The organism is Photobacterium sp. SKA34 (genome assembly GCF_000153325.1).
Classification (GTDB): domain Bacteria; phylum Pseudomonadota; class Gammaproteobacteria; order Enterobacterales; family Vibrionaceae; genus Photobacterium.
Genome location: NZ_CH724141.1, coordinates 447,780 through 471,975, shown reverse-complemented (window position 1 = coordinate 471,975; position 24,196 = coordinate 447,780). Strand labels below are relative to the sequence as shown.

Here is a 24,196-nt window from a genome sequence, read left to right as displayed (position 1 = left end):
AATATAAAGGTGATAAATTTAGTTGTTCATTGAGTCAAAAAATTAGCCAATTTGGAGCAATTACTTTTGTTGCTAAACCTAAGAAGCCACTTGGCATACAGGTACAAAGCGACCATGTAAAAGCACCTTATGAGCGTGCCATATTAAGCCAAGTACAGTCCCCTTGGGCATTGAATACTGCGCCTATCACCGTCGATGAAGTAGGGGTAGCTAAAAAATCAGGGAAAGTGTTTTTTTATAATGATATTGAAACCTTACTTGAAGCTATGGCGCAAGGTAATTGGTTAGGAGTAAGGCTGTTATCGTCGAATCAAAACAACACGTTTGATGTAACAGTTCCTTCAGTAAATATGGCCCATGCTATGGCTGATTTTAATCTGTGTCGAGCTAAATTACCTGCAATGGCATACCGAGATGCGAGAGACGTGGTATTGCAATTTAGGTTGGGTCAACGAGTGGTTAGTTCATCGCAAAATGAAATCTTGGCTGATTTAGCGAGTTACTTAAAATATGACAAAAATGTCAAACGTGTATTAATTGATGGACACACAGACAATGTTGGATCCAATGTTACCAATTTACAGATTTCAAAAGTTCGTGCTGACGATGTAGCTAGCATTCTGCGTGAAAATGGTGTGCGTTCATCGCTGATGGAAATTCGCTCTCATGGCTCTCGCTATCCTGTAGCAAATAACAATACCCAAGATGGAAAAGCTAAAAATCGTCGCGTGACTATTCGCGCTATTCGCAAGGAAGATGCAGTAAAAAGGAAGGGTAGCTAATGCAGCCTAACAATATTCAATTAGTCGAGCCAAACGAAAGTGCAGCAAACCAAATTATTGCTGTGCTTGAAGGCAACGGTTATAGCGTAAATCATTTCACTTCTGGGCGTGCCGCGTTATATCAATCTCGCTCAGCTATTACTTTAGTTAGCTCGCATATCACAGATATCTCACTTACCGATTTTATTCGTCAATTCCATCAAAAAGCTGTAGCGACTAATCGTTCATCCACGCCTATTTCTATTGCTATTGTTGATCAGGCGCAAGGAATGATGGCGGCAGAAGCAATGAAGGCAGGTGCAACCGATTATTTACTTCGTCCTTTTGAATCTGAACAGTTACTGGGCTTGCTCTCACGTGTTGAAGCATTAGATAAACCATTAACCAATATCGTGGTGGAATCGTGGCGTAGTAAGCAAGTGTTGCAGTTAGCGCACCGTGCAGCGGGGACAAATGCGACAGTATTGATCACGGGTGAATCTGGCACAGGGAAAGAAGTGTTAGCGCAATATGTCCACCAACATTCATCTCGTTCAAATGCGTCTTTTGTTGCCGTTAACTGTGCAGCTATTCCTGAATCTATGCTCGAAGCGGTGTTGTTTGGTCATGTGAAAGGAGCTTTTACTGGCGCGACACAAACGCAAACCGGTAAATTTGAAGAGGCCAATGGCGGTACGATTTTATTAGATGAAATTGCTGAAATGTCACCCAGTCTTCAAGCTAAATTATTGCGTGTGTTGCAAGAGCGTGAAGTAGAAAAAGTGGGTAGTCATAAAACCGTTCCATTGGATATTCGCGTAATAGCGTCAACCAATAAAGATCTTCGTGTAGAAATTCAAAAAGGGACGTTCCGAGAAGATCTTTATTACCGCTTAGATGTACTGCCGTTGCATTGGCCATCACTGCGAGATCGTAGCGCTGATATTCTCCCTCTTGCGCGATTTTTCATAAATAAATATCAAATGGGAAGTGCTTGTCAGTTGTCGGAAGATGCGTGTTTTGCATTATCTAAATACCATTGGCCGGGCAATATCCGTGAGTTAGAAAATGTCATGCAACGAGCCTTGGTGATGCGCCATGGTGATTTCATTACTGCACAAGATTTAATGTTGCCGATTGATCCTAATGCTGCGCCATCTTTACCTCAAACTGAGGCAGGGAATGGTCGGGTAGAAGCGAAGAAAATGGCAGAGTTTCAATACATTATAAAAATTCTTAAACAATTCGGTGGTAACCGAACTAAGACGGCTCAGCAATTGGGCGTTACTACTCGCGCACTGCGTTACAAGTTAGCCGCGATGCGTGAACAAGGAATAGACATCGATGCTGTATTAGGTTCTGCGGCATAAAAGGAGAGTTAAATGAGCACAAATAATTCGCTACCGTCTGTATCATCTGAACAACTCATGCTTGATAAAATGCAGCAGATGCAGCAACGAACTCAAGCTGATTTCATCGTAAAACCTAATCTTACGCAGGTCGAAGCAACCAATACACAGTTTGCGGTTTCGCCATTGTCATTTTCGCAAGCTATGACAGGAGTTTTAAATACCGTTAATCAACATCAAAAAATCGCCAGTGACAAAGTTACAGCGGTTGAATTAGGGAAAAGTGACGACTTGGTAGGCGCGATGGTGGCAAGCCAAAAAGCCAGTTTATCTTTTTCTGCTCTCATGCAAGTGCGTAATAAAGTGGTTGCGTCATTTGAAGATGTTATGAAGATGCCGGTGTAACTTATGTCTGAAATCATTGCCCAACCATCGATGACAAATACGGCAACAGGTTCAACCGCTTCCAGTGCGTTGTCTTCAAATCCGTATATGAAAAATCTTAAAAACCTTTGGCACAGCAGTCAGCGCAATCTAGTTTTGTCTGCTGTGCTTGCTGCGATTGTAGCTGCCATTATTGTGGTGGCGTTATGGAGTTCAAGTCAAAATTACCGCCCGTTATATGGGCAGCAAGAACGTTTTGATAGTGGTGAAATTATCTCGGTATTAGAAACAGAAGGTATCCCTTACCGTTTACAAGAAGCCAACGGACAAGTGCTGGTGGCGGAAAGTGAAGTCGCGAAAATCAGAATGTTACTGGCAGCAAAAGGGATCAAAGCCAAGTTACCCACAGGGCTTGATTCGTTAAAAGAAGATTCGTCGTTAGGAACCAGCCAGTTCATGGAAACCGCACGTTATCGTCATGGATTGGAAGGCGAGTTAGTGCGTACTATTATTGCCCTTGATGCTATCGCCAATGCCCGTGTTCACTTAGCTATTCCACGAAAAACCTTATTTGTTCGCCACAATGCGGAAGCCCCAACAGCGTCAGTAATGGTTGAGTTAAAACCGGGTGAAGATCTAAAAACTGAGCAAGTTGAAGCCATCATTAACCTTGTTACTGGCAGTGTAACAGGGATGAAGACAGAAAATGTTTCAGTTGTTGATCAATACGGGCGTTTACTCAGTGCAGATATTGGCTCGGCTGAAATGGGTAAAGTGAATGCTAAGTACCTAGATTATCAAAAGAATCTTGAAAATCAGGTGATACAACGAGCCGCTGATATGCTAACGCCTATTGTTGGGCCAAGTAATTACCGCGTGCAAGTCGCTGCTGATCTTGATTTTAGCCATGTACAAGAAACCAAAGAGGTTGTTGATTCAACGCCAGTGGTGAAAAACGAGCACCGTATTGAAAATAACAGTATTGATAATATTGCTTTAGGTGTGCCAGGTTCATTGAGTAACAAGCCACCCGTTACTGGCGAAGAAGAGAACAAAGACAGTAAAAATACCAATGAACGAACGGAAATTAATCGTCAATATGCCTTAGGCAGTAGTGTTCGCCATACCCAATACCAACAAGGTAAATTAAATAAACTCAATGTCTCTGTGTTGCTTAATTCTACGGCTGCGCCAAATGGTAAAGCATGGACAGAAGCGGAAACACAGCAAATTAGCAATATGATCAAAGATGCAGTCGGGATCAGTGCTGATCGTGGCGATAGTTTGAGTATTTTAAGCTTCAACTTTACGCCGATTGCGATTGATGCGCCACCTGCTATTCCGTGGTGGCAAGATCCTACAGTACAACAACCATTGCGCTACATGATCGGCGGTATTCTCGGTTTATCGATGATCTTCTTCGTGCTAAGAAAGCTTATTAGTCATTTAACAGGATTAGATCGTCGACGTGATGAGTTAACTTTTGCTGAAGAGGATACTGCACATTCTTACGATGAAAGCTTGCAAACTCGCGAAGAGCAAGAGCACGAAGAAACCTTAAATGAGCGTTTAGCCGCGAAAGGGATAGACGCCACTAATAACGCCTTTAATGCCAGCAATGACTTGCTGCCACCACAGGGGTCGCCGTTAGAAATCCAACTTAAACACTTACAGCTTATTTCAACCGAAGAGCCAGAGCGTGTTGCTGAAGTCTTAAAACAATGGGTGAATGTTAATGAGTCAATCACAAACAAAAAATCAGACGGAAAGTAAAGCCCCAGCACTGACTTATGTTGATAAAACAGCAGTAGTGTTGTTGGGTATGGGAGAAGATGCTGCCGCTGAGGTATTGAAGCACTTTTCCCGTGACGAAGTTCAGCGTGTCACCCTTTCTATGGCGGCATTAAGTGGTATTCAAAGTGATAGTGCGAGAGGGGTGATCCAGCACTTTTTTGAAGACTTTCGTGCTCACAGTGGTATTCGTGGCGCATCAAAAGAATACCTTTCAAATACCTTGCGTAAAGCGTTGGGTAATGATTTAGCCAAAGGGTTACTTAATAACATCTACGGTGATGAACTACGTAATAACATGCAACGATTACAATGGGTGGATGCAGAATTATTGGCTAAATACGTCAGCCAAGAACACCCACAAATGCAGGCGATATTCTTAGCCTACTTACCGCCAGAAACCTCATCGAAAGTGTTGGCGAAAATGCCTGTAGATTACCATGACGAACTGCTTTATCGCGTCGCGCAACTCGATGAAATAGATCATGATGTTGCAGCTGACTTACATGATTTAATTGAACGTTGCATTGCCCATATGTCTCAAGCACAAAATGCACCTATTTTAGGTACCAAGCAAGTTGCCGATATTATCAACCGTTTCGAAGGTGATCGCGGCCAATTAATGGAATTACTTCGTTTACATGATGAAGAAATGGTGGACGAAATTGAAACCAACATGTTTGACTTTATGGTGCTAGGTCGCCAGAAAGAATCAACCATGGATAGGCTGGTACAAGAAATCCCTGTTGCTACTTGGGTGATTGCGTTAAAAGGTGCTGAGATCAGCTTACAACAAGCGATTAAACGTTCAATGCCACAGCGTATGGTTAAAACCCTAGAAGATGAAATGGCACTAAAAGGTGCAGTACCTGTGAGTGAAGTAGAACGCGCCCGTAATGCCATTATGGATCAAGTACGTGAGCTGGCAGAAATTGGCGAGATTGATCTTCAGCTCTATCAGGAAATGACGGTGGAGTGATGATGAAAAAAGTAAAAATACATCAGTTATCACCGGGGCAATATCGACCTCATCGTTTTCCTCCTGTGGCAGAGCCTGTGAATCATGGTTTTAATGATGGATTAGGTGATGTTGATCCTGCTATCAATTGGCAAGACAGCCAGTTTGAATTACAACAAAAATTGGATGAAGGTTTTCAACAAGGTTTAAACAAAGGCTATGACGAAGGGTTTAACCAAGGTGTTGAGCAAGGTCGTGTTCAAGGTGTTATCGAAGGGCAAAAAGACGGTTTCCAACAAGGTTATGGACAAGGTGAGCAAACAGGACGAGAGATATTTAGCCAAGCTGTAAAACCGGTTGAGAAAATCTTGTTTGAATTAGAACAATGGCAACAAGAAAAAGACAAACAACAACGTCAGCTCATTTGCGACTTGGTTCAAAAAGTGTCGCAACAGGTTATTCGGGCTGAACTGACATTAATGCCACAGCAAATTCTTGCTTTAGTAGAAGAAGCGCTGGATGCGATTCCTGGTAAAACTGAAAAGATCATCATTGAACTTAACCCGCAAGATATTGATCGGATCCATACCATCAATAAGAGCTTACCTGAGTCTTGGAAGTTGATTGCTAATCCCGTATTACCCGTCGGCGGTTGTCAGCTGATAACAGATAACGCAGAGGCTGATGTGGGTTGTGATGCGCGACTAGAAGCCTGTATCGAGAATGTTCAGCTACATTTAGTTGAGCAGAATCAACCGTTAGATACCCCAATCCGTGTTGAACAAGGAGATCCGCATGAATCGTCTTCAGGCGGATAGTTTAACCGCACTTGCCGCTCTTGATAGCGTGCCTATTGCACGGGTCACAGGGCGGTTAGTAAAAGTGAATGGTTTAATGCTACAAGCCGTGGGCTGTCGTTTTAAACTCGATCAACGTTGTTTAATCGTGGCTGATGATGGTGAGCAGATTGAAGCACAAGTGGTCGGTTTTGATCACAATATTGCGTATTTAATGCCAGTTCGCCAACTCGGTGGATTATACGCAGGTGCTAAGGTGATCCCAATTCAAGGTGGCAGTACAGTGAATGTTAGCCACAAGTGGATTGGTCGGGTGGTTAATGGGCTAGGAGAGCCGCTAGATAATGGATTACCGTTACAAGGTGGTGAGTGTTTATCGTTAGAACCAAAGCCTATTAACCCAATGAAACGCCAGCCAGTTGAATCACCGTTAGATGTTGGTATTAAAGCGATTAATGGTTTATTGACTGTTGGTAAAGGTCAGCGAATTGGCTTAATGGCTGGCAGTGGCGTAGGTAAAAGTGTCTTGATGGGGATGATCACCAAATACACTGCCGCCGATATTATTGTGGTAGGGCTGATTGGTGAACGAGGTCGAGAAGTCCGTGAATTTATTGAGCGTAGCTTAGGTGAAGAAGGACGTAAACGTGCGGTGATCATCGCTGCGCCTGCTGATGAATCACCACTCATGCGCTTACGTGCTACCAAGCTTTGTCACCGTGTTGCCGAATATTTTCGTGATCAAGGTAAAGACGTATTGCTACTGATGGACTCATTGACCCGATATGCAATGGCTCAGCGTGAAATTGCACTCGCATTAGGAGAGCCGCCAGCCTCTCGGGGTTATCCACCGTCAGTATTTAGTTTATTACCACAATTATTAGAACGTGCTGGTAACGGAGAGAATCCCAACGGCAGCTTAACCGCGATTTATACCGTGTTAGCAGAAGGGGACGATCAGCAAGATCCTGTAGTGGATTCGGCACGCGCCATTTTAGATGGTCATATTGTGTTATCTCGCACATTGGCAGAGCAAGGGCATTATCCTGCAATTGATATCAATGCTTCCATCAGCCGATGTATGAGCAATTGTACCGAACAAGCTCATGTCACTGTTGCTAACCAATTTAGGCAGTTAAATGCTAACTATCAGCAAGTAAAAGAGTTATTACCATTAGGAGGGTATCAGCAAGGACAGGATCCTGAATTAGATCAAGCGGTAATGATGCAACCCCAGCTTAAACAGTTCTTACAGCAGCCTGTAACTGAACACTGTGATTACCAAGCGAGCTTAACTCAATTAGCCAACTTGTTTTCAGTAAATCAACCCAATTCGTCAGCACCATAACCGCACCGTGTTTTAGGAAATGGAGCAAGAATAAACCATGAATTTGCCAGTCAAAGCTGTTGAGCAATTACAACGACTATCAGAGCAAAAACGCGATAAACTCAGTGTTGTTTACCAGCAGCAGCGCCAGCAAGTGGATAACTATCAACAACAACTACAGTTATTAGGTCAGTTAAAACAGCATTATATGGGGGCTGATCAACCACAAGGCTCTACGATTAACAGTGCAATGTTAAATAACAGCAATCAATTAACGTCACAGTTAACGACCATGATTGATCATCATCAGCACGAGCAAGCAATCATGAGCGCGGAGTGTGATCACAGTAAACAGCAATTACAAGTCAGCAACCAACAAGTAAAACGCTTTGAAGAAGTAAAAAAACGGTGGCTTGCCAAGCAACAATATGAACAAGCCCGTAAAGATCAAAAGCAGTTAGAAGAGTTGATTAACTTGCGGCATAAAAAGCGGAAGGTCTGAAATGTTAATTACAAGGAGATATTATTGAATATTTATTTGAGTCAATAGTCTTATAACCAAACCCCATTTAAAATAAATATACGCGTTCTGTTACTTGTCGTTTTAATGAAAAAACAATAAAGCCGTTATCACTATTCAATACTCGTAAATACCCCCTTTAATCATATTTTATATAAGCATCACGCTCTCATCTAAATCCCTATAAAAGTTAATGGTATGTTTATTATGTAATTTATTGGTGCGTGTAAGGTTGCAGATTGGTTTTTATATGGTTGATTTGCACTTTTAAGTGGTATATAAAATCTATCTTAATGCTTATGAGGAATTGGGCTGTCTATAATGAAATCGGCAAAAGAGAAACTTCTTTATGCTCCAACATCCATTGCTGGTCTTGCACTGGGAGTGGGAAGTCTCGGTTGGTGTTGGGAGAATGCATACACTTTCAATGGCCTCTCTAAGTGGTTTACCGCAGCAATTGCATGTTCTCTGTTGTTTATTTTATTCATCAAGTTTTGCCTTCATCCTAAACAGTTAAAATCCGAGCTTGCTCACCCTGTGATTGGAAGTGTTCTTCCAACGTTTGCCATGGCGCTAATGATAGTTTCTCATTCTATTGGAGAATTTAATCCAACTGTCGGCGATAGCATTTGGCTATTTGCTATCATGATGCATGTGATTTTCATGATCACGTTTGTTTATCATCGAATCAAAAGTTTCAAATTACATCACATGGTGCCAAGTTGGTTTATTCCTCCTGTTGGAATTATTGTTGCGGACGTTACTTTTTCTGGGCGATCTGATTTAGCACCAATTGCTCATGTCGCGTTATTATTTGGAACGGCGGCCTGCGTAGTCATGCTACCTCTCATGTTCTACCGTTTGCTTTTTACTGATCCCATCGCTGACACTGAAAAGCCAACTATTGCGATACTTGCAGCACCGGCAAGTGCAACTTTAGCAGGTTACTTAAGTTTGATAGAGCAGCCTTCCCCAGTACTGGTAGGCATTTTATTTGGTATCGCAATTCTATTAACAAGTGTTATTTATTGCGCGTTTTTCAGGTTACTTAGGTTGCCGTTTAACGCGAGTTTTGCGTCCTTCACGTTTCCTATGGTTATCGGCTCTACTGCTTTGTATAAATTAGCTCATTGGATGGAATTGCAAGGCATACCTGCCCAATATGTACATCAAATTAATCAGTTAGCATATTTCGAGCTTATTATTGCCACGTTGGTGGTGATGTATGTGTGTACTCGATTCGTTATTTTTTATGGTAGATTTGAAAGCATAAAAAAAGCGATTTAAAGTAAATTGCTAGGCTTGCGAAACAACGCTGTTAAGAATAAAAGTAGTCATATTAAATTTTGTATTTCTGTTGATAAATCGATATGGCGGTTAAATATGGAAATTAAAGGAATTCACATTGCAAAATGTCATTGTGGAGCAGTGGAGTTAGAGCTGACCCTGCCAAACGGATTAGAAGATCCTCGTCGTTGTTCATGTTCTATGTGTCGAAAACGTGGTGCTATAGCTGCTTCTGTATTACTTGAAAACCTAAAGATCATAAAGGGGGAAGATAACTTAACCCTTTATCAATTTAACACTAATACTGCTAAACACTACTTTTGTAAGACTTGTGGTATATATACTCATCATCAAAGACGTTCTAATCCCCATCAATTTGCAATTAATGTTGCATGTCTTGATGGCGTTAATCCTTATGATTTAGAGCCCGTCAAAATTTACGATGGGATCAATCACCCAACAGATACTATTAACTTGTAACCGTAAACATTTATGTGTGTTATCGGAAAGTGGATAAGATTGCACTCCAATACATTGTTTTTTAGTGACACTTTAGTGCTTAAATAAATGGGGTAGTACTGCCCATATTTTAAATAAGCGTGATATGTTCTTGTTTATAGGATAAAACGAATGGATTTAAGTGTTAAACAAAAATTTGAAACGTATCCTGATGAAGTAACAGAGTCTCTCTTAGTTATTCGTTCACTTATCATAAATACAGCAAATGAAAATGGGATTGCTGATTTAATTGAAACACTAAAGTGGGGAGAGCCAAGTTATATTTCTAAAACTGGAAGCACTATTAGATATGACTGGAAACCCAAATTTCCAAATGAATATCGTATTTACTTCCACTGCCAAACAACCTTAGTTGATACCTTTAAAGAGGTATACGGAAAGACCTTTGAGTATGAAGGTAATCGAGCATTAATATTTAAGCTTGGCGACCATGTACCAACTAAAGAGTTGTCACATTGTATATCTATAGCATTACGCTACAAAAAGCTAAAGCACCTTGATTTACTATGTGCTTAGAACATATAACAAAGTAATTAAACAAGGGTAATACATTGTAGTCTTGTTTCTATTGTCGGTTAATAGGCACTGAAATGAGCCGTGGTAAATAATATACATCTGAACAAGTTGGTATTTATTTGCCCACGAACATTCTACGTTTGAACTTTAGATTATGTAATAGTGTGTTAATTACTTTATTGGAAAACTTGGCTAAAGAAAATGGCCTATTGTTACTGAAATTAGAATCCACGATAAATGCGGCGCCTTTCTATCGCTCATGTGGGTTTATAGGGGAGAAACTATCTACCTATCATTCACCAAGAGGTATTAGTTTAGATTGTATTCCAATGCAAAAGCCGTTAGTAAAACACCTTTAACTGCACCATTGTTTGGTGGACCTTTTACTTATTTATACACGGTTGATTAGTTTTTGTCCTACTAAAAAATTTTCTGAAGCTAGCAGACGTCAAAGTCATACCACATAGAGCGACCTAATTCATTTTTACTTTTGCTATCCAATTGTCTTTTTGTCAAAAAAAGGCAACATTATGAGAATTTAAAAAACGGATAGTCATCGGATAGAAAGCTAGATTTTTTAAGAGGGAAATCATGTTTAAAATGGAAGTTGAAGAGGATTTAGCACTTGCGCTCGTTGAGCCTAAATTTGCGTCCAAATATCTCGCTATTGTCTCCAATCAGCGTGACTATTTAAGTGAATGGTTAGCTTGGCCGCCTCATGCAAAAAATGAAGAGTTCTTCCTGAGCTTTATCAAGAAGTCATTACACGAATATGCAGACGGTAAATCACTCGTTTGTGCAATAATGTTTAAAAGTGAAGTGGCCGGTAATATTAGCTTTAATACCATCAACCACGATTTACAAAAGGTAGAAATTGGCTACTGGTTACGTCGTGATTTACAAGGTAAGGGTATTGTCAGTAAGTCACTATCAAAGCTTATTAACTACGCTTTCACAGAGCTGAATATGCAGAAAGTTGAAATATCAGCGGCGGTCGATAATCAAGCTAGCCGTAGTGTTTGTGAGCGTTTGGGTTTCAAGCAAGAGGGCATCATAACTCGAGCTGAGAGATTAAATGATCGAGTAGTTGATCATGTAATATACGGGTTAAGCCGTAACAGTGTGACCGAAAACTACTAAGGCTATGGCGGTTTAGCGCAAGACGTCTAAATCGTTTATATCCAAATATTAGCCAACACGGCAGTGGGTATAAATAGCTTTACTATTAAATACATGATTAATATTTAAATTTATTTTAGAAAAGGATAATATGAAACTGCGCTCATTCTTTTTGCGCATATTAAACTTATCATTTCAGCCCACTTATTACTTTGAGTGGGCTTTTTTTCCCTCAGTCAGTACGTATTAATACTTAGCAGACTAAATAAAGCAAATTACCTAAATGTACCGTGGTCGCTTTCGGGGAGTGGATATATTTTATTTACTAGGTATAGAGATACTGATTTAAGGCATAGTCCGTATCTTAAATTGCCCCTATTTCATTTAACTGTTCTAGAATCGTCTTTGTTTTATTCCTAAACAAATCTCTTAATAGTCTAACTGTTGGGGTGACTGACTGACGGCTGGGACAGACCAACCACAGTTCCGTCGGTGTGGTTTTGTATTCTTGCATCATACTCACTACCCGCTCTGCAAGAAGGTCGTCAGACATATCAAGGCTAGATTTAATTGCGACTCCTTTACCTGCAACACACCAGCGTCTAACAAGATCGCCATCATTTGAAGCCCTGTTACCCTTGAGCTTTACTTTATGAGTCGTTTCCTCATTGCTAAACAGCCATTCATTTTGCAAAACATCATATAGCTGATAAAAGAGTGCATTGTGCTCTAGTAAATCACTTGGGTGCGTTGGTATGTTATGTTCAGCTAGGTAGCTCGGGCTTGCACATACCACTCTTGGAACGTCACAGATCTTAAAGCCATACACATTCTGATCTGTTGGCGAACCATAGCGCAGAGCCATGTCGACTGAATCCCTATAGAAATCAATATTGCTGTCACTAATACTTGAACGCAGAGATACATTTGGGTATTGAAGTAAAAACTCATCTAACCAAGGGGTGACGAGGTTTCGTCCTAAATCAGACGATAGTGCGATACGGATTTCACCGTCAATAATGCCCAGCTCTTCCTGCATATTCACTTTGGCATGCTCAAGCATTTTTAGCGCTTCTTCACACTGAGGTAAATAGCGCTCTCCCGCTGAAGATAACCTCAAATGGCGTGTGCTACGCACAAAAATTTCGACACCAAGGTATGCTTCAACACGTTTAACGGCGGCACTAGCCGTTGCGGTACGCATATCTAAATTTGTTGCGGCGGCTGTGATACTGCGAAACTCCGCCACTTTTAAAATGACTTGTAGATCTTCTAAAAGCATAACTAGGCCTTTACTGGTAAAGAGGGCATCAGTAATTACTGAATTTCACTACTTATAAAGTAGTCGTCGCGACAGGGCAATAAATTATCAAATGACATTTGATAATCATTTAAATTAAAGGTTGCTTTTAATTGTTAATAACTTATCTGTCATAGAAGCATCTAAGCAGTCTGCTTCAACACAATATAAAGAAAGTTAAGCTCGTTATTATCAATTTTTTTTTGATAATTATTCAAATTTTAGGCTGTTTTTTATTGGTATTTGACCTTGTATTCTAAACCCCACGCCACCTTAAGAAAAAAGATCAATGGATAAAAGGATTAAAATTGGTGTAACAGAGTTGTCTTTTCATCGCACGACAACGTTATTAATTACCAATGTATTGAAAACCATGGGATTCGAAGTTGAGTGAGTCTTCTCTCTTCTGCTTGGTTACCGTCGAGCCATGGTATCTATAAGTCGAATGTTGAAGAGGTTATACCATTAATCGAGCTTGGACTTCACTATGAATCTTACGCATGAGTGGTTGGTTACACAGGGCGTGATCTCACTGAACTAGTAGAAAAGTATCCCTTCACTACACCGTTGAGTCGTGTGGTTATCAAATACAGCTTAAATACAATTTAAAAATTAGGCGGTTTATCTGGAGTAAAAATTCTCTAGGTTGAATGTGTCTAATCAAAGGAGAATGAATAATGTCACCATTAACAATGAAAGCAATTGGTTTTACTCAATCACTTGCGATTAATGAGCAAGATAGCTTATTTGAATTTGAAACTAACCTTCCAGACTTGAAAGAAAATGATCTGCTTGTAAAAGTGAGTGCAACCTCTATTAACCCAGCAGATGCAAAAATTCGGATCCGTAACGCAAAAGACAAAACATTAGAAACCCCAAAAGTATTAGGCTACGACGCAGTAGGCGAAGTAATTGCTAAAGGTAACAATGTAGAAGGCTTTGAAATTGGAGACCGTGTTTATTACGCAGGTGATGTGACTCGCATGGGGGCAAACGCCGAATACCAAGCGGTAGATTACCGAATTACAGCTCACGCACCAAAAAGTCTATCCGATGAATCTGCGGCAGTCATGCCTCTAGCGACGCTGACTGGTTGGGAGGCTTTATTTGATCGCCTGCGTATCCGCCCAGAAGAAAAGAAATCTATCCTGATTATTGGTGGGGCTGGTGGTGTTGGCTCTATTACTATTCAATTGGCGAAACAGCTAACTAACCTGACTGTTATTGCAACGGCTTCAAGGCCAGAGACTGAACTGTGGGTGAGGGAAATGGGCGCTGACCATGTTGTGAATCACCGTAACCTAGTGGAGTCTGCTCGTGAGCAGGGCATTAAGTATGTTGACTATATTTTAAACGTTGCTGATACCAAAGGTCACTGGGATGCAATGGTCGAGCTGATTGCTCCACAAGGCATGATCAGTTCAATTGTAGAATTTGATGGTGGCGTTGATCTATCAGCACTACAAGGTAAATCCGTAGGTTTTATTTGGGAGTTTATGTTCACTCGCTCACTGTTTAATACTGATGATATTCAGAAGCAACAAGATATCTTATGCCAAACTGCAAACTTGATTGATGCTGGACGTATTAAGTCAATACTTACCTCAACATTGAATGGTTTTAGTGTCGAGACGTTAAAAGAAGCACACCAGCGTATTGAAAGTGCTGCGTCAATTGGAAAAACGGCTATTAAATATTAATTCAGATTTTAACAAACGTGACGTTGATGTAACACACAGCGACTCATTGAATAAAGGTGAATTAACCTATTATTTATCATTTTCTATGCTTGTGAGTTCCAACCCTTCAATTTTGTCTGGTTAAACAGTTTTAGAAACTGGTTGCATTATACTTTTAGTCATTCATTAAATGTATATATCAAATATACTGACAAGTATATGTTTATAAATGAGTTAGTCTATTCGGCTAACTCATCATTACCTCTTTTCCAGTTAGACTGAAGCTTATTACCAAATCTGGCTTTTATCACTCAATTTTTGTTCTAAATAATCAAGAAATACCTTCAATTTTGCTGGCATAAATGCACGTTCAGGATATACAGCGTATATGCCATGTTCGGGTAACCGATATTGTTCCAATATTGGAATTAGCGTGCCGTTAGCTATCTCATGTTCAACAAGGAAAAGTGGCATTTGGCAGATCCCAACATCATCAAGCATCAGTTGTTTTAGAACATTACTGTTATTTACCTGAATGTTACCTTCTGGCCTAATTCGTTCTAAGCCGCTGGGACCATAAAAAGTCCACTCTATGCCAGATCTGAAATAAGAATAATATAAACAGTTATGTTGTTTTAGATCGTTTAGCGCTGTTGGTGTTCCGTATTTTTCAAGGTATTCAGGTGATGCGCAAAGTACGCTGTGACACGGCGATAACTTACGAGCCACTAAATTTGAATCAGATAATGCCCCGATTCTAAGTGTCATATCCAATCCATCTTTTACTAAATCAACGACTTTATCATCCATAGATAAATTCAGTTTTATATCTGGATAAAGACGTAAAAACTCACTGAGTAAAGGGGCAATATGAAGCTCGCCGAATACCATAGGAACGCTTACTTTGAGGTGACCTTTGGGAGAGCCCTGAAGGCTGCTTATAGCATCCTCACCTTCATTGACCAAAGATTTTGCTCTATGTATGTAGCTGTAATATTGCTCTCCAGCCTCAGTTAAGCTTAGTTTCCGTGTCGTCCGTTGAATAAGCTTAGCACCTAGGTGGGTCTCTAATGCGCTAATTCGTTTGCTTACCGCTGACTTGGTTATTCCGAGTTTGCGGCTTGCTTCGGAAAAGCTGCCCAATTCTACAACGGCTGTGAATATGGGAATGGTTGAAAATGTGTCCATCTAATATTGTTAACTTATAGGAAACAAAGAGTTCAAAATATAACGGATTATCAATACAAAAGAAACGCTATATATTGCATCCCAACGGATAACCATTGGAAAAATAATATGAAAACTCAACCATTTCATTTATCTCTAGCGATAGCTGGGGGAGTAACACTCGCCAGTATGATCGCACTTAATAGTCATATGGCATTTTTTAGCTCCCCTTTACTTGCATCTTGGGTTGCACATGGCATCGGTGCTGTGGTCTCTCTTATTGTATTGATGATCGCCAGTATCTTAATTGGGAAAAAAATATCGTTATTACCTAAAACTAAAACCCCAATTTGGGCTTATTTAGGAGGTATACCAGGCGCTTTCACTGTGATTTTGGCTGCGATTACTGTTAATAGTCCATTGGGATTGTCTGGTTCACTCGCACTGATCATGGCAGGTCAGGTGCTGTTTGGACTTGTTTGCGATTCTTTTGGCTTATTTGGTTTGGCTAAACGCGCAATGAATTCTAATGATTTTATTGCATTAATGTTGATGGTAGCAGGTTGCTTAATGACATTATTCGGTAGGGGGTAATGATGACGCTAGTTATATTTCTTGCACTATTGAATGGTTGTTGCATCAGTTTTTGCCGAGTGCTTAATGGAAGACTTAGTCAGGATACCAGCGCATTTTATGCATCGTTTGGGAATCATGTTGTAGGGTTTATTTTTCTGAGTCTTGTCGTTTATTTTACATCTACTGTTCCGGTTGAAACTATTATGGATGCTCCTGTGATAGCTTGGCTTGGCGGTGTAATGGGGGCTTTGTTTGTCGCTCTTAATAGTTATGTGTTATCAAAAGTCGGCGCAACGCTGACAGTAATACTTGTTATAACCGGTCAATTGCTGACTGGAGTTGTTTGGGATGCTATCAGTAATGGTGTAGAGCTCACCCCTTTATTGGGTATTTTGTGTATCCTTATGGGAATATTGGTCACTAAACGCGGACAAGACCAGAAAGCAAACATTAAAGGATAATAAGTTGAATAATCAGAAAGCATGCTGGGGTATTGCAGGGCTTGGTAAAATTGCACATCGCTTTGTTTCAGACCTGACTATGCAAGTCGACAATGCTGAACTCTATGCTGTTGCGGCACGAGATAAACAGCGAGCTGATAGCTTTTCAAATCAATATGGTTGCCAAAGAAGTTATGGTTCCTACACAGAACTCGCAAACGACGCTAATGTAGATATTGTCTATATCGCGACTATTCACCCATTTCATAAAGGCTTGGTTGAATTATTTTTAAATAAAGGAAAGCATGTTCTTGTAGAGAAACCAGCATTCACGAACTTACAAGATTGGGATGCTATGTCGACACTTGCTGAAGAAAAAGGGTTACTTTTAGCTGAAGCAATGAAAACAGTCGCATTTCCCGCTTATCAAGCAATGAAGCAGTTTATAAAAGAAAACAAGGTAGAAATTAACGCTATAGAAGCTTCATTTGGTAATTGGCATGAGTTCGATAATGATTGGCACTTATTTAATCCAAAGTTATGTGGCGGGGCGACTTTAGATGTTGGTGTATACGGTCTCTGGTTTTATGCTGATTTGTGTCGATTAACAAATAGTCCTATAGAGAAACCAACTGTCGAATACGTTAATGATAATAACCAAAGTGAAGTCGATGAAAATGTTGTGTTTAAGTTTGATGGTCAGATAAATGGTGAAATTTGCGCATCGATCACGCGTGATCTCAAACGAGAAGCCATCATTCGAGGGCCTGAACTAGAAATCGTTATTCATAACAAATGGTGGAACCCAAAGAAAATCGACATATCGTTTAAAGGTGAGCAAACACAAATTTCAGAGGTTGTTAGCGGAGGTGGGTTTGAATACGAAATTGAGCATATATCTTCGCTAATTCTAAACAAGATCAATTATTCGGATGTCATGTGTAAAAAAACGAGTCGGCAAGTGATTTCTATTATGGAAGATTCTCTCGTTGATAATGGCTTTGATTATCTAGTTTGTTCGAAATCCTCAAGTTATTAATAATTAATATTAATTAGCTAGAATTAGACTTCACCATGCTGCCATGCCATTTGCTGTGTAGATTGTTCACTAGCATTTGGCATCTATCAGCAAGGAATGATGAGTTATCTGTAGTTGTAGGTTTGGAGAGTTAGATGTACACAACCCGTCAAGCAGAAAACAGTGATTATGAGTTCCTGTTCGAACTTAAGAAATCAGCAGAATTTGAACCGATTAAAGCTGTCTTTGGTTGGAACGAAAATGTTCAAAGAAAAATTCATCACGAAGAATGGGACGAGGAAAAACCAATCATAATCGAAGTCGACGGAGTCGCAGTGGGGAGCTACCTTGTGCAATTCCACGCTGAACATCTGTACTTTTGTCGTTTTTTCTTGTTACCAAAGTATCAGGGTAAAGGCATTGGTAGCCAAGTATTGAAAACTGTTATTGAATTAGCTAACCAAAAATCATTACCTATTAAGCTGAGTTATTTACAAGGAAACCGGGTGGGGCAACTATATAAAAGGTTTGGTTTCGAGATTACTGGGCAAGACAAAGCGTTTGTATACATGCTTAAACCATCCTTATCACAATAAAACCAACGTGGATGTTACTTATTTACCTCATTAGCACGCACGTTAAATAACATTACAAGGGAAGTACTGTTATCGAAATTATATTAGGGATACTTGCTTTAGTTACTTCTATGATCGCTGCCGTAGTCGGGTTTGGTGGTGGTATGCTATTGATTGCCTTTCTACCTTCATTTCTTGCGCCAAGCCTTATCATCCCTACTCACGGACTTGTTCAATTAGCAAGCAACTCATCTAGGATGCTGTTTTCAATTAATAAAGTGAGGTGGGGGCTGCTACCACGCTTCTTAATTGGTTCGGTACTAGGCTCACTTGTCATCGGTTATGGTTTGTCTCATATACCAATGGATTATGTTCCATTGGGTATCGGTTTGTATATTTTACTTAACTTATGGAATCCGCGTTTTTCTAAAGCAGTGAGTAAGTATGAAAACTATTATTTGATCGGTTTTCTACAAACAGGATTAGGGCTTGTTATTGGTGCTCCTGGCCCACTTGCTTTGACGGTGTTAACGAAACAGCTAAAGTGTAAAGACGAAATCATAGCGACCAGTTCGCTGTTTATGTCTATCAGTCATTTAGCCAAGATCCCCGTATACCTTGTACTTTCCTCGGAACTACTTACTGATGTGCCTGCCATTGTTGTTATGGTTATAGGGGCTGTGATGGGGTCATATATAGGTACCAAGCTTCGTTTTAAGGCAAATAATGCCATCCTCGTTAAAATTATAAAGATATTACTAACGCTATTAGCTCTGCGTATGATAGCTGAAGTTTTATTTTAATACGGTTTTTCATTGTTTCATGCCTAATTTTTTGTTTAATCCTGTTCTATCTCAGTGTCACTATGAGGTAGGTTATGCTGCAGTATTAAATATTAGGGACAAGAAAAGATGATTAGGCATATATTACTTATAAAATTCAAAGAGTCGTCACCTGCATCCGAGATTGAAAAACTCAAAGGTTTGTTCGAACTAATACCCGAGAAAATCGAGGGTGTTGAATCGGTAGAATGGGGTGAAAATGATAGTCCTGAAGATAAAAATAAAGGTTATACCCATTCGGTTTTGATGACGTTTTCGGATGAAGGTGGCCGACAAAATTATTTACCGCATGTTGAACACGATGCTTTGAAACAAGTGTTTAGGCCTTTGCTCGAAGATATCATCGTGTTTGATTACACTTGCTAATCTGTGAACACCGCTACTATGGTTTCAACGTGATTTTCGTTTGGTTCAATATTGTTTATAGGTGCAACTTTAAGAGTGGGGAACAAAGCGATTTTCTGAAGAATATATGTCTTTTGGTGAGGGAAAATGGACAAAATTGTAGAATTAATAAAACAAGATTCGGTAAGAACCGAGGCGCTTTATTATGTCTCTTTGTTGGGCTTACCACAGTGTTACATTGCCGCCGGTTTTGTGAGAAATTTAGTGTGGGATGCATTACATGATTTCAAATCACCGAGCCCTTTAAATGACATTGATGTCATCTATTTTGATCCTGAAGAATTAAATCCCAACGCCTATTTAGATTATGAAGCAGAATTAAATAAATGTATGCCCGATCTTAATTGGCAAGTGCGTAATCAAGCGATAATGCATAATCGAAATAATGATAAACCGTATCAAAGTACCATGAATGCAATGAGCTATTGGCCTGAAAAGGAAACGGCTGTTGCAGTACGTCAAATAGGTCAAGATCAATATGAATGCATTGCCGCATTTGGTTTTGAATCTCTATTTAATTACTGCATTACATATAATGCCAAAAGACCTCGCGAAATATTTGAAGATAGAGTCAAGTCAAAACAATGGTTAGTGAAATGGCCTGCTTTGAAAGTTGTATAATCGGTATTAAGAAATATTAGATGCCTTAATCTAACTCTGCTGATAAATAATAAAATAAAGGAAAATAATGAGAGCATCACTAAGAAATAAAATTATTAACGTGTGCGAAAAGAAAATAGCCAGTAAAGGTGAAAATGTAGGCGTGTCATTTTACGCATTTTTCAAAAATAAAAATGACGATCCTGAGTTATTAATGGAGGCGGCTGAATGGTGGATTAAAACGCATCAGCTCGATCACTTTGAAAAAGCGTCCACAATTAAGGTGATGGTTGAATCAGGGAAATGAACCTTAGTTTATGCAAAATAAGTTAACGGTTTATTTAAAAATATATCAAGATTAGCTCTATAGAGACTGAAAAGTAGTGAAAATGTCAAAAGTGAAATTATTTTATATTAGGTGTTATTAATTTGTTCTGTTGCTAGGTTGAAGATGTAAATTTGCTATCTTAGAATATACATAATCTTATTAGCGTCGATAATTACCATGAAAAAAATAACCCTCTTAATAATTTGTTTTTTATTAGTCTCTGGTTGTGTGACAAGAAAAATACATGTTTCACCGGAAGCCAATAAAGTGACGGCAATTTCAGCTGCTCTAGCAAAAGAAGAAAAGTGCCAAATTATTGCTACTCACTCGATTAAAGATGCACATCCAAATAATGTTGATCGTGAGCTAAAAAATGTCACTTATGCTAAGGGTGGTAATCACTTTGCTGTCATAGAGGTTATGGATACCAAGAGCTCACGTCCTAGCAGTGTTGTTGCTGAGTTATATAACTGTAATGAAAGAACAACTGAAAAAACTGATTCAGAGCTTCTTCCTGGTGCTGAAAATGTTAAGCCACTAATTATTTCAAATATGAATCAAAAGCAGTGTACGTTAATTGATACTGACGTCGTGAAAAGTGCTAATACTGATAATCTAGACGCTGAGATCGCAAATAAAACTTACATGTTAGGTGGTAACCGCTTTCACATCACGAAAGTGATTGATACGAAGGAAGGTAAAGCAAGTTCAGTTGTTATTGATGCTTATCGTTGTGGTACGGAGCTTACTCAATAACATTTGCTTAAATATAACTAAAAGCAATAATGTCGTTTTGTAATGATATGCAAAACGACTTATAGCTTTTTTATATTATTTATTAACTTACGTTCAATTGTATACATCAATTAAAATCAATTTCCTTTGAAATTGTTACTAAATACACGATAAAACTGGCAAAGAGGAGCTACTTTTGTACTGGCTTTGCGTTGCCATTTCGTATGATTTGCGACTAACCAAGTTTGTTGAGAATTCTCTAAAATAGCCTGACTGACTCTGGCCTCTCTTAGCTCATGCTCCATCGCAACTTCTTGTTTTTTCTCTGCTGAATAAGTGGTTTGGGGGGAGGCATAAGGTAATTCACTGATACCTGCACAGCCAATGATACCGATGTCTGCTGCAAATTGACTAAAGTAATTGAGTACCGTGTCATCGACAATATCACCACCATTTGTTCTTATTCTTCCACTGGGTATCCAGGTTTCTATATTTTCGAACTTAGAGAGAGTATGCGCAGCTTCAAAATTATTCGTTACTACACGTAATTCTCGGTGGTTAACTAATTGCTCAGCAATACACGCTATGGTGGTTCCGATACCTAAAAATAGTGTACACCCATTGGGGATAGCTTTAGCGACGTTTATTGCTATCTCTTGTTTTTCGTCTTTATTAGTGATTTGTCTTGCATCGTAACTTCGATTGCTTAACGTAACAGGAAGACCAACGCCACCATGGTGACGCATAGTGATCCCTAGTTGGCAAAGTAAGTTAATGTCGCGTCTGATGGTTTGTGGTGTTATTTCAAACTTTTGCGCTAATTCTTCAATTGAGCAATATTCTTGCTTATGTATTAAAGTAATTATTTGTTGTTGACGGGTACTTAAATCATCCATGAAATATGTTGCCATCCTCTATTTGATTATTTTTATGCTAGGTAACGGTTTGGCGTATCGGTGATCATCATATCAACTCCCCATAGCCAGTGATCTTCAACAAGTTCCGGTTGGTCCGGGGTGTAACAGTAAAGCTGATAACCTAAATATTTTACTGCTTTTGCTTTTTCTTCTGTTAAATAACGATAATTACAATGAACACTAAAAGCGTCTAGCTCTATCAAAACATCAGCGTGATTATTTGGGATCGTTTCCCACAATTGACCTCTTCTAACGTGAGGAAGGTGCTGTTTTATGGCTAATAGCGCTGATTGGTCAAAACTAGAGAAAAGCATCAACTCAGGTTCAATATTTAACTTACTAATCACTTCAGCAACTTTTTCACATAATAAATGAACACAGTCTCCTGTGTGAATTTTTAATTCTATATTTAACGCGACCTTAGCTTCACTTGTTAGCAATAATACTTCTTCTAATGTCGGTATGGATTCACCATTAAAATCATCGCTAAACCAAGAGCCAGCATCTAGCTGTTTTAGTTCTATTTTAGACAAGTTTCTCACTTCACCTTTACCGTTACTGCAACGGTTTACCGTCTTGTCGTGTATTACCATAGGAACGTGATCAGCACTTAATTGGACGTCAATTTCAATCCACTCACAGCCATAGTTAATCGCTTCTTTCATCGCTGCAAGGGTATTTTCAGGGGCTAAGCTCGAAAAACCACGGTGAGCTGTAATTTTCATTTTCTTTTCCATATGTAGTTATTTTCAAATGAACTATCCCTTTGTTTGATGAAAATTTTATTACAACTACTCTGAAAGCCTTAATCTTATTTACTTCATGCAACTGTAACCGAGATGTCACTTTTTGCTTCTAATGTTCACTTGAAAATAAACGAGTGGTTGGAACACAAGAAGTGAACATCCACTAAGTCGTCAGCTTTTGTTAAAAATGGTTTCCAAGGAATAAAAATGGCTTTTAAACATATTGCAGGACTTGCCGTTGCAGCGGCGCTAATGAGTACACAAGTGCAAGCAAAGACCGAAATTGAATGGTGGCATGCTATGGGTGGAGCATTAGGTAAAAAGGTAAATGAAATTGCCGACAACTTTAATGCCAGCCAATCTGAATACGAGATTAAACCTGTTTATAAAGGTACTTATGCCGAAACGATGACAGGTGCAATTGCTGCATTTAGAGCGAAAGAGCAGCCTGCCATTGTACAAGTTTTCGAAGTGGGTACTGCCACTATGATGGGAGCTAAGAAAGCGATTTATCCTGTATATGAACTAATGGCTGATACCAAAGAACCTTTTAACAAAAACGATTATCTATCAGCCGTAACAAGTTATTACACAAGCAACGATGGCAAAATGTTATCGATGCCATTTAATAGTTCAACCCCAGTGCTTTATTACAACAAAGATATGTTTGCTAAAGCGGGTATTACTAACCCACCGAAAACATGGAAAGAAGTAGAAGAAGATTCTCGTAAGCTGATTGCTTCAGGCGCTAAATGTGGTTTTAGTACAACATGGCAGTCTTGGACTCAAATTGAAAACTTTGGTGCAAGAAACAATGTTGCAATGGCGACAAACAATAATGGTTTTGATGGTGTAGATACCACATTTACCTTTAATAATGCGCCTTTCGTTAAACATGTTGAACAGATGGGTAAGTGGGCTAAAGAAGGTCTATTTAAATATGGTGGTCGTCAATCGGATGGTATGCCGCTTTTCTATACAGGTGAGTGTGCGATGACCATGGGATCATCTTCGGGTCTGGCTGGTATTCAAGAGAATATGAAAGGGGTAGATGTGGGTGTTGCACAATTACCTTATGATGATGAATTAGTGAAAAAACCACAAAATACTATTATTGGTGGTGCATCGTTATGGGTACTTCGTGGACACTCAAAAGAAGAATACAAAGGTGTTGCTAAGTTTTTCACCTACCTTTCAAGTCCTGCTGTTCAAGCTGATTGGCACCAATTCTCTGGTTACTTGCCAATCACAGAAAAAGCGTACGAACTAACCCAAAAGCAAGGCTTTTACAAAACTCACCCAGGTACAGATGTTGCTGTTAAGCAAATGACATCGACAACACCTACGGTTAATTCAAAAGGCTTACGCTTCGGTAACTTCTTACAAACACGCGACATTATTAATGAAGAACTTGAAGCCGTATGGGCGGGTAAAATTTCGGCAAAAGAAGCATTGGATAATGCGAAAAGCCGAGGTGATGCACAGCTTCGTCGCTTTGAAAGAACACAAAAATCATAATTCAACGATTTGATTAAGATTC

General features: G+C 39.5%; 27 protein-coding genes and 3 pseudogenes. 26 read left to right on the top strand and 4 right to left on the bottom strand.

Annotated features, from left to right (window positions below; genetic code table 11):
- Positions 1-17: 17 nt before the first annotated feature.
- The 14 genes and pseudogenes from SKA34_RS23775 to SKA34_RS03480 form a co-directional block, all read left to right on the top strand.
- Positions 18-383: pseudogene (locus SKA34_RS23775) on the top strand (OmpA family protein); the annotation flags it as partial.
- On the top strand, positions 363-782 hold the full coding sequence (locus SKA34_RS23770) for an OmpA family protein (RefSeq protein ID WP_369750670.1): 420 nt from the start codon (positions 363-365) through the stop codon (positions 780-782). The pseudogene SKA34_RS23775 and the gene SKA34_RS23770, both read left to right, overlap by 21 nt.
- The gene (locus SKA34_RS03530) at positions 782-2,131 is read left to right on the top strand and encodes a sigma-54 dependent transcriptional regulator (RefSeq protein WP_006644136.1); all 1,350 of its coding nucleotides are present in this window, start codon (positions 782-784) and stop codon (positions 2,129-2,131) included. The genes SKA34_RS23770 and SKA34_RS03530 overlap by 1 nt, the downstream gene beginning before the upstream one ends.
- Positions 2,132-2,143: 12 nt before the next feature.
- Complete coding sequence (locus SKA34_RS03525) at positions 2,144-2,515, top strand: flagellar hook-basal body complex protein FliE (RefSeq protein ID WP_006644135.1); 372 nt, start codon at positions 2,144-2,146, stop codon at positions 2,513-2,515.
- A gap of 3 nt (positions 2,516-2,518) precedes the next feature.
- Complete coding sequence (gene fliF, locus SKA34_RS03520; RefSeq protein ID WP_006644134.1) at positions 2,519-4,267, top strand: flagellar basal-body MS-ring/collar protein FliF; 1,749 nt, start codon at positions 2,519-2,521, stop codon at positions 4,265-4,267.
- On the top strand, positions 4,230-5,264 hold the full coding sequence (locus SKA34_RS03515) for a flagellar motor switch protein FliG (protein WP_006644133.1): 1,035 nt from the start codon (positions 4,230-4,232) through the stop codon (positions 5,262-5,264). Before fliF ends, SKA34_RS03515 begins: the two co-directional genes overlap by 38 nt.
- Positions 5,264-6,061: a flagellar assembly protein FliH gene (fliH, locus tag SKA34_RS03510; protein WP_006644132.1), complete on the top strand. Its 798-nt coding sequence runs from the start codon at positions 5,264-5,266 to the stop codon at positions 6,059-6,061. The genes SKA34_RS03515 and fliH overlap by 1 nt, the downstream gene beginning before the upstream one ends.
- A complete protein-coding gene (gene fliI, locus SKA34_RS03505; protein ID WP_006644130.1) occupies positions 6,039-7,388 on the top strand; it encodes a flagellar protein export ATPase FliI in 1,350 nt (449 codons plus the stop codon). Before fliH ends, fliI begins: the two co-directional genes overlap by 23 nt.
- A 37-nt stretch (positions 7,389-7,425) precedes the next feature.
- Positions 7,426-7,869: a flagellar export protein FliJ gene (gene fliJ / locus SKA34_RS03500; protein WP_006644129.1), complete on the top strand. Its 444-nt coding sequence runs from the start codon at positions 7,426-7,428 to the stop codon at positions 7,867-7,869.
- A 339-nt stretch (positions 7,870-8,208) separates the two neighbouring features.
- Complete coding sequence (locus tag SKA34_RS03495) at positions 8,209-9,174, top strand: TDT family transporter (protein ID WP_006644128.1); 966 nt, start codon at positions 8,209-8,211, stop codon at positions 9,172-9,174.
- Positions 9,175-9,270: 96 nt separating this feature from the next.
- Complete coding sequence (locus SKA34_RS03490; protein ID WP_005364371.1) at positions 9,271-9,654, top strand: GFA family protein; 384 nt, start codon at positions 9,271-9,273, stop codon at positions 9,652-9,654.
- A gap of 150 nt (positions 9,655-9,804) precedes the next feature.
- On the top strand, positions 9,805-10,209 hold the full coding sequence (locus SKA34_RS03485; protein ID WP_006644127.1) for a DUF1801 domain-containing protein: 405 nt from the start codon (positions 9,805-9,807) through the stop codon (positions 10,207-10,209).
- Positions 10,210-10,415: 206 nt separating this feature from the next.
- Positions 10,416-10,568: pseudogene (locus SKA34_RS23465) on the top strand (GNAT family N-acetyltransferase); the annotation flags it as partial.
- Between the two features lie 232 nt (positions 10,569-10,800).
- Positions 10,801-11,349 carry a GNAT family N-acetyltransferase gene (locus tag SKA34_RS03480; protein WP_006644126.1) on the top strand — a complete coding sequence of 183 codons (549 nt, stop codon included), beginning with the start codon at positions 10,801-10,803 and terminating at the stop codon, positions 11,347-11,349.
- 343 nt (positions 11,350-11,692) lie between these two features.
- Here SKA34_RS03480 and SKA34_RS03475 read toward each other — a convergent pair whose 3' ends face one another.
- A complete protein-coding gene (locus SKA34_RS03475; protein WP_006644125.1) occupies positions 11,693-12,610 on the bottom strand; it encodes a LysR family transcriptional regulator in 918 nt (305 codons plus the stop codon).
- 307 nt (positions 12,611-12,917) lie between these two features.
- Here SKA34_RS03475 and SKA34_RS23460 point away from each other — a divergent pair.
- Positions 12,918-13,129: pseudogene (locus tag SKA34_RS23460) on the top strand (glycine/betaine ABC transporter); the annotation flags it as partial.
- Between the two features lie 176 nt (positions 13,130-13,305).
- Complete coding sequence (locus SKA34_RS03470; RefSeq protein ID WP_006644124.1) at positions 13,306-14,328, top strand: zinc-binding alcohol dehydrogenase family protein; 1,023 nt, start codon at positions 13,306-13,308, stop codon at positions 14,326-14,328.
- Positions 14,329-14,595: 267 nt separating this feature from the next.
- Here the strand turns inward: SKA34_RS03470 and SKA34_RS03465 are convergent, their stop codons facing one another.
- Positions 14,596-15,495, bottom strand: a complete 900-nt coding sequence (locus tag SKA34_RS03465; RefSeq protein ID WP_006644123.1) for a LysR family transcriptional regulator — start codon at positions 15,493-15,495, stop codon at positions 14,596-14,598.
- A gap of 108 nt (positions 15,496-15,603) precedes the next feature.
- Here SKA34_RS03465 and SKA34_RS03460 point away from each other — a divergent pair, with 108 nt between their 5' ends.
- From SKA34_RS03460 to SKA34_RS03420, 9 genes are all read left to right on the top strand, one after another.
- Positions 15,604-16,068 (top strand): DMT family transporter, encoded by a 465-nt coding sequence (locus SKA34_RS03460; RefSeq protein WP_006644122.1) that lies wholly within the window; start codon positions 15,604-15,606, stop codon positions 16,066-16,068.
- Positions 16,068-16,511, top strand: coding sequence for a DMT family transporter (locus tag SKA34_RS03455; protein WP_006644121.1), 444 nt, complete (start codon positions 16,068-16,070; stop codon positions 16,509-16,511). The genes SKA34_RS03460 and SKA34_RS03455 overlap by 1 nt, the downstream gene beginning before the upstream one ends.
- A 4-nt stretch (positions 16,512-16,515) precedes the next feature.
- Positions 16,516-17,529, top strand: a complete 1,014-nt coding sequence (locus SKA34_RS03450; protein WP_006644120.1) for a Gfo/Idh/MocA family protein — start codon at positions 16,516-16,518, stop codon at positions 17,527-17,529.
- Between the two features lie 134 nt (positions 17,530-17,663).
- On the top strand, positions 17,664-18,104 hold the full coding sequence (locus SKA34_RS03445) for a GNAT family N-acetyltransferase (protein ID WP_006644119.1): 441 nt from the start codon (positions 17,664-17,666) through the stop codon (positions 18,102-18,104).
- Between the two features lie 71 nt (positions 18,105-18,175).
- Positions 18,176-18,886 (top strand): sulfite exporter TauE/SafE family protein, encoded by a 711-nt coding sequence (locus tag SKA34_RS03440; protein ID WP_255348822.1) that lies wholly within the window; start codon positions 18,176-18,178, stop codon positions 18,884-18,886.
- Positions 18,887-18,994: 108 nt separating this feature from the next.
- On the top strand, positions 18,995-19,291 hold the full coding sequence (locus SKA34_RS03435) for a Dabb family protein (RefSeq protein WP_006644117.1): 297 nt from the start codon (positions 18,995-18,997) through the stop codon (positions 19,289-19,291).
- A 126-nt stretch (positions 19,292-19,417) separates the two neighbouring features.
- Positions 19,418-19,951 (top strand): nucleotidyltransferase family protein, encoded by a 534-nt coding sequence (locus SKA34_RS03430; RefSeq protein WP_006644116.1) that lies wholly within the window; start codon positions 19,418-19,420, stop codon positions 19,949-19,951.
- Between the two features lie 67 nt (positions 19,952-20,018).
- Positions 20,019-20,237 carry a DUF6500 family protein gene (locus SKA34_RS03425; protein ID WP_006644115.1) on the top strand — a complete coding sequence of 73 codons (219 nt, stop codon included), beginning with the start codon at positions 20,019-20,021 and terminating at the stop codon, positions 20,235-20,237.
- 249 nt (positions 20,238-20,486) lie between these two features.
- Positions 20,487-21,014, top strand: coding sequence for a DUF1471 domain-containing protein (locus tag SKA34_RS03420; protein ID WP_157044444.1), 528 nt, complete (start codon positions 20,487-20,489; stop codon positions 21,012-21,014).
- Positions 21,015-21,130: 116 nt separating this feature from the next.
- Here SKA34_RS03420 and SKA34_RS03415 read toward each other — a convergent pair whose 3' ends face one another.
- Together SKA34_RS03415 and SKA34_RS03410 are read right to left on the bottom strand one after the other, a co-directional pair.
- Positions 21,131-21,889, bottom strand: a complete 759-nt coding sequence (locus SKA34_RS03415; RefSeq protein ID WP_006644113.1) for a DeoR/GlpR family DNA-binding transcription regulator — start codon at positions 21,887-21,889, stop codon at positions 21,131-21,133.
- Between the two features lie 32 nt (positions 21,890-21,921).
- Positions 21,922-22,635 carry a glycerophosphoryl diester phosphodiesterase gene (locus SKA34_RS03410; RefSeq protein ID WP_006644112.1) on the bottom strand — a complete coding sequence of 238 codons (714 nt, stop codon included), beginning with the start codon at positions 22,633-22,635 and terminating at the stop codon, positions 21,922-21,924.
- A gap of 228 nt (positions 22,636-22,863) precedes the next feature.
- Between SKA34_RS03410 and ugpB the strand changes: the two genes are divergently transcribed.
- Positions 22,864-24,174, top strand: a complete 1,311-nt coding sequence (gene ugpB / locus SKA34_RS03405; protein ID WP_006644111.1) for a sn-glycerol-3-phosphate ABC transporter substrate-binding protein UgpB — start codon at positions 22,864-22,866, stop codon at positions 24,172-24,174.
- The last annotated feature ends 22 nt before the right edge of the window (positions 24,175-24,196 follow it).

Excerpts from the sequence above, each read along its gene's own strand:
- SKA34_RS03525 (WP_006644135.1), top strand. The coding sequence starts at position 2,144 with ATGAGCACAAATAATTCGCTACCGTCTGTATCATCTGAACAACTCATG.
- SKA34_RS03415 (WP_006644113.1), bottom strand. The coding sequence starts at position 21,889 with ATGGATGATTTAAGTACCCGTCAACAACAAATAATTACTTTAATACAT.
- fliI (WP_006644130.1), top strand. The coding sequence starts at position 6,039 with ATGAATCGTCTTCAGGCGGATAGTTTAACCGCACTTGCCGCTCTTGAT.
- SKA34_RS03490 (WP_005364371.1), top strand. The coding sequence starts at position 9,271 with ATGGAAATTAAAGGAATTCACATTGCAAAATGTCATTGTGGAGCAGTG.
- fliF (WP_006644134.1), top strand. The coding sequence starts at position 2,519 with ATGTCTGAAATCATTGCCCAACCATCGATGACAAATACGGCAACAGGT.
- SKA34_RS23770 (WP_369750670.1), top strand. The coding sequence starts at position 363 with ATGGCTGATTTTAATCTGTGTCGAGCTAAATTACCTGCAATGGCATAC.
- SKA34_RS03460 (WP_006644122.1), top strand. The coding sequence starts at position 15,604 with ATGAAAACTCAACCATTTCATTTATCTCTAGCGATAGCTGGGGGAGTA.
- SKA34_RS03430 (WP_006644116.1), top strand. The coding sequence starts at position 19,418 with ATGGACAAAATTGTAGAATTAATAAAACAAGATTCGGTAAGAACCGAG.
- SKA34_RS03455 (WP_006644121.1), top strand. The coding sequence starts at position 16,068 with ATGATGACGCTAGTTATATTTCTTGCACTATTGAATGGTTGTTGCATC.
- SKA34_RS03530 (WP_006644136.1), top strand. The coding sequence starts at position 782 with ATGCAGCCTAACAATATTCAATTAGTCGAGCCAAACGAAAGTGCAGCA.
- SKA34_RS03425 (WP_006644115.1), top strand. The coding sequence starts at position 20,019 with ATGAGAGCATCACTAAGAAATAAAATTATTAACGTGTGCGAAAAGAAA.
- SKA34_RS03515 (WP_006644133.1), top strand. The coding sequence starts at position 4,230 with ATGAGTCAATCACAAACAAAAAATCAGACGGAAAGTAAAGCCCCAGCA.
- ugpB (WP_006644111.1), top strand. The coding sequence starts at position 22,864 with ATGGCTTTTAAACATATTGCAGGACTTGCCGTTGCAGCGGCGCTAATG.
- SKA34_RS03475 (WP_006644125.1), bottom strand. The coding sequence starts at position 12,610 with ATGCTTTTAGAAGATCTACAAGTCATTTTAAAAGTGGCGGAGTTTCGC.
- fliH (WP_006644132.1), top strand. The coding sequence starts at position 5,264 with ATGATGAAAAAAGTAAAAATACATCAGTTATCACCGGGGCAATATCGA.
- SKA34_RS03485 (WP_006644127.1), top strand. The coding sequence starts at position 9,805 with ATGGATTTAAGTGTTAAACAAAAATTTGAAACGTATCCTGATGAAGTA.
- SKA34_RS03465 (WP_006644123.1), bottom strand. The coding sequence starts at position 15,495 with ATGGACACATTTTCAACCATTCCCATATTCACAGCCGTTGTAGAATTG.
- SKA34_RS03495 (WP_006644128.1), top strand. The coding sequence starts at position 8,209 with ATGAAATCGGCAAAAGAGAAACTTCTTTATGCTCCAACATCCATTGCT.
- SKA34_RS03445 (WP_006644119.1), top strand. The coding sequence starts at position 17,664 with ATGTACACAACCCGTCAAGCAGAAAACAGTGATTATGAGTTCCTGTTC.
- fliJ (WP_006644129.1), top strand. The coding sequence starts at position 7,426 with ATGAATTTGCCAGTCAAAGCTGTTGAGCAATTACAACGACTATCAGAG.
- SKA34_RS03410 (WP_006644112.1), bottom strand. The coding sequence starts at position 22,635 with ATGAAAATTACAGCTCACCGTGGTTTTTCGAGCTTAGCCCCTGAAAAT.
- SKA34_RS03435 (WP_006644117.1), top strand. The coding sequence starts at position 18,995 with ATGATTAGGCATATATTACTTATAAAATTCAAAGAGTCGTCACCTGCA.
- SKA34_RS03480 (WP_006644126.1), top strand. The coding sequence starts at position 10,801 with ATGTTTAAAATGGAAGTTGAAGAGGATTTAGCACTTGCGCTCGTTGAG.
- SKA34_RS03470 (WP_006644124.1), top strand. The coding sequence starts at position 13,306 with ATGTCACCATTAACAATGAAAGCAATTGGTTTTACTCAATCACTTGCG.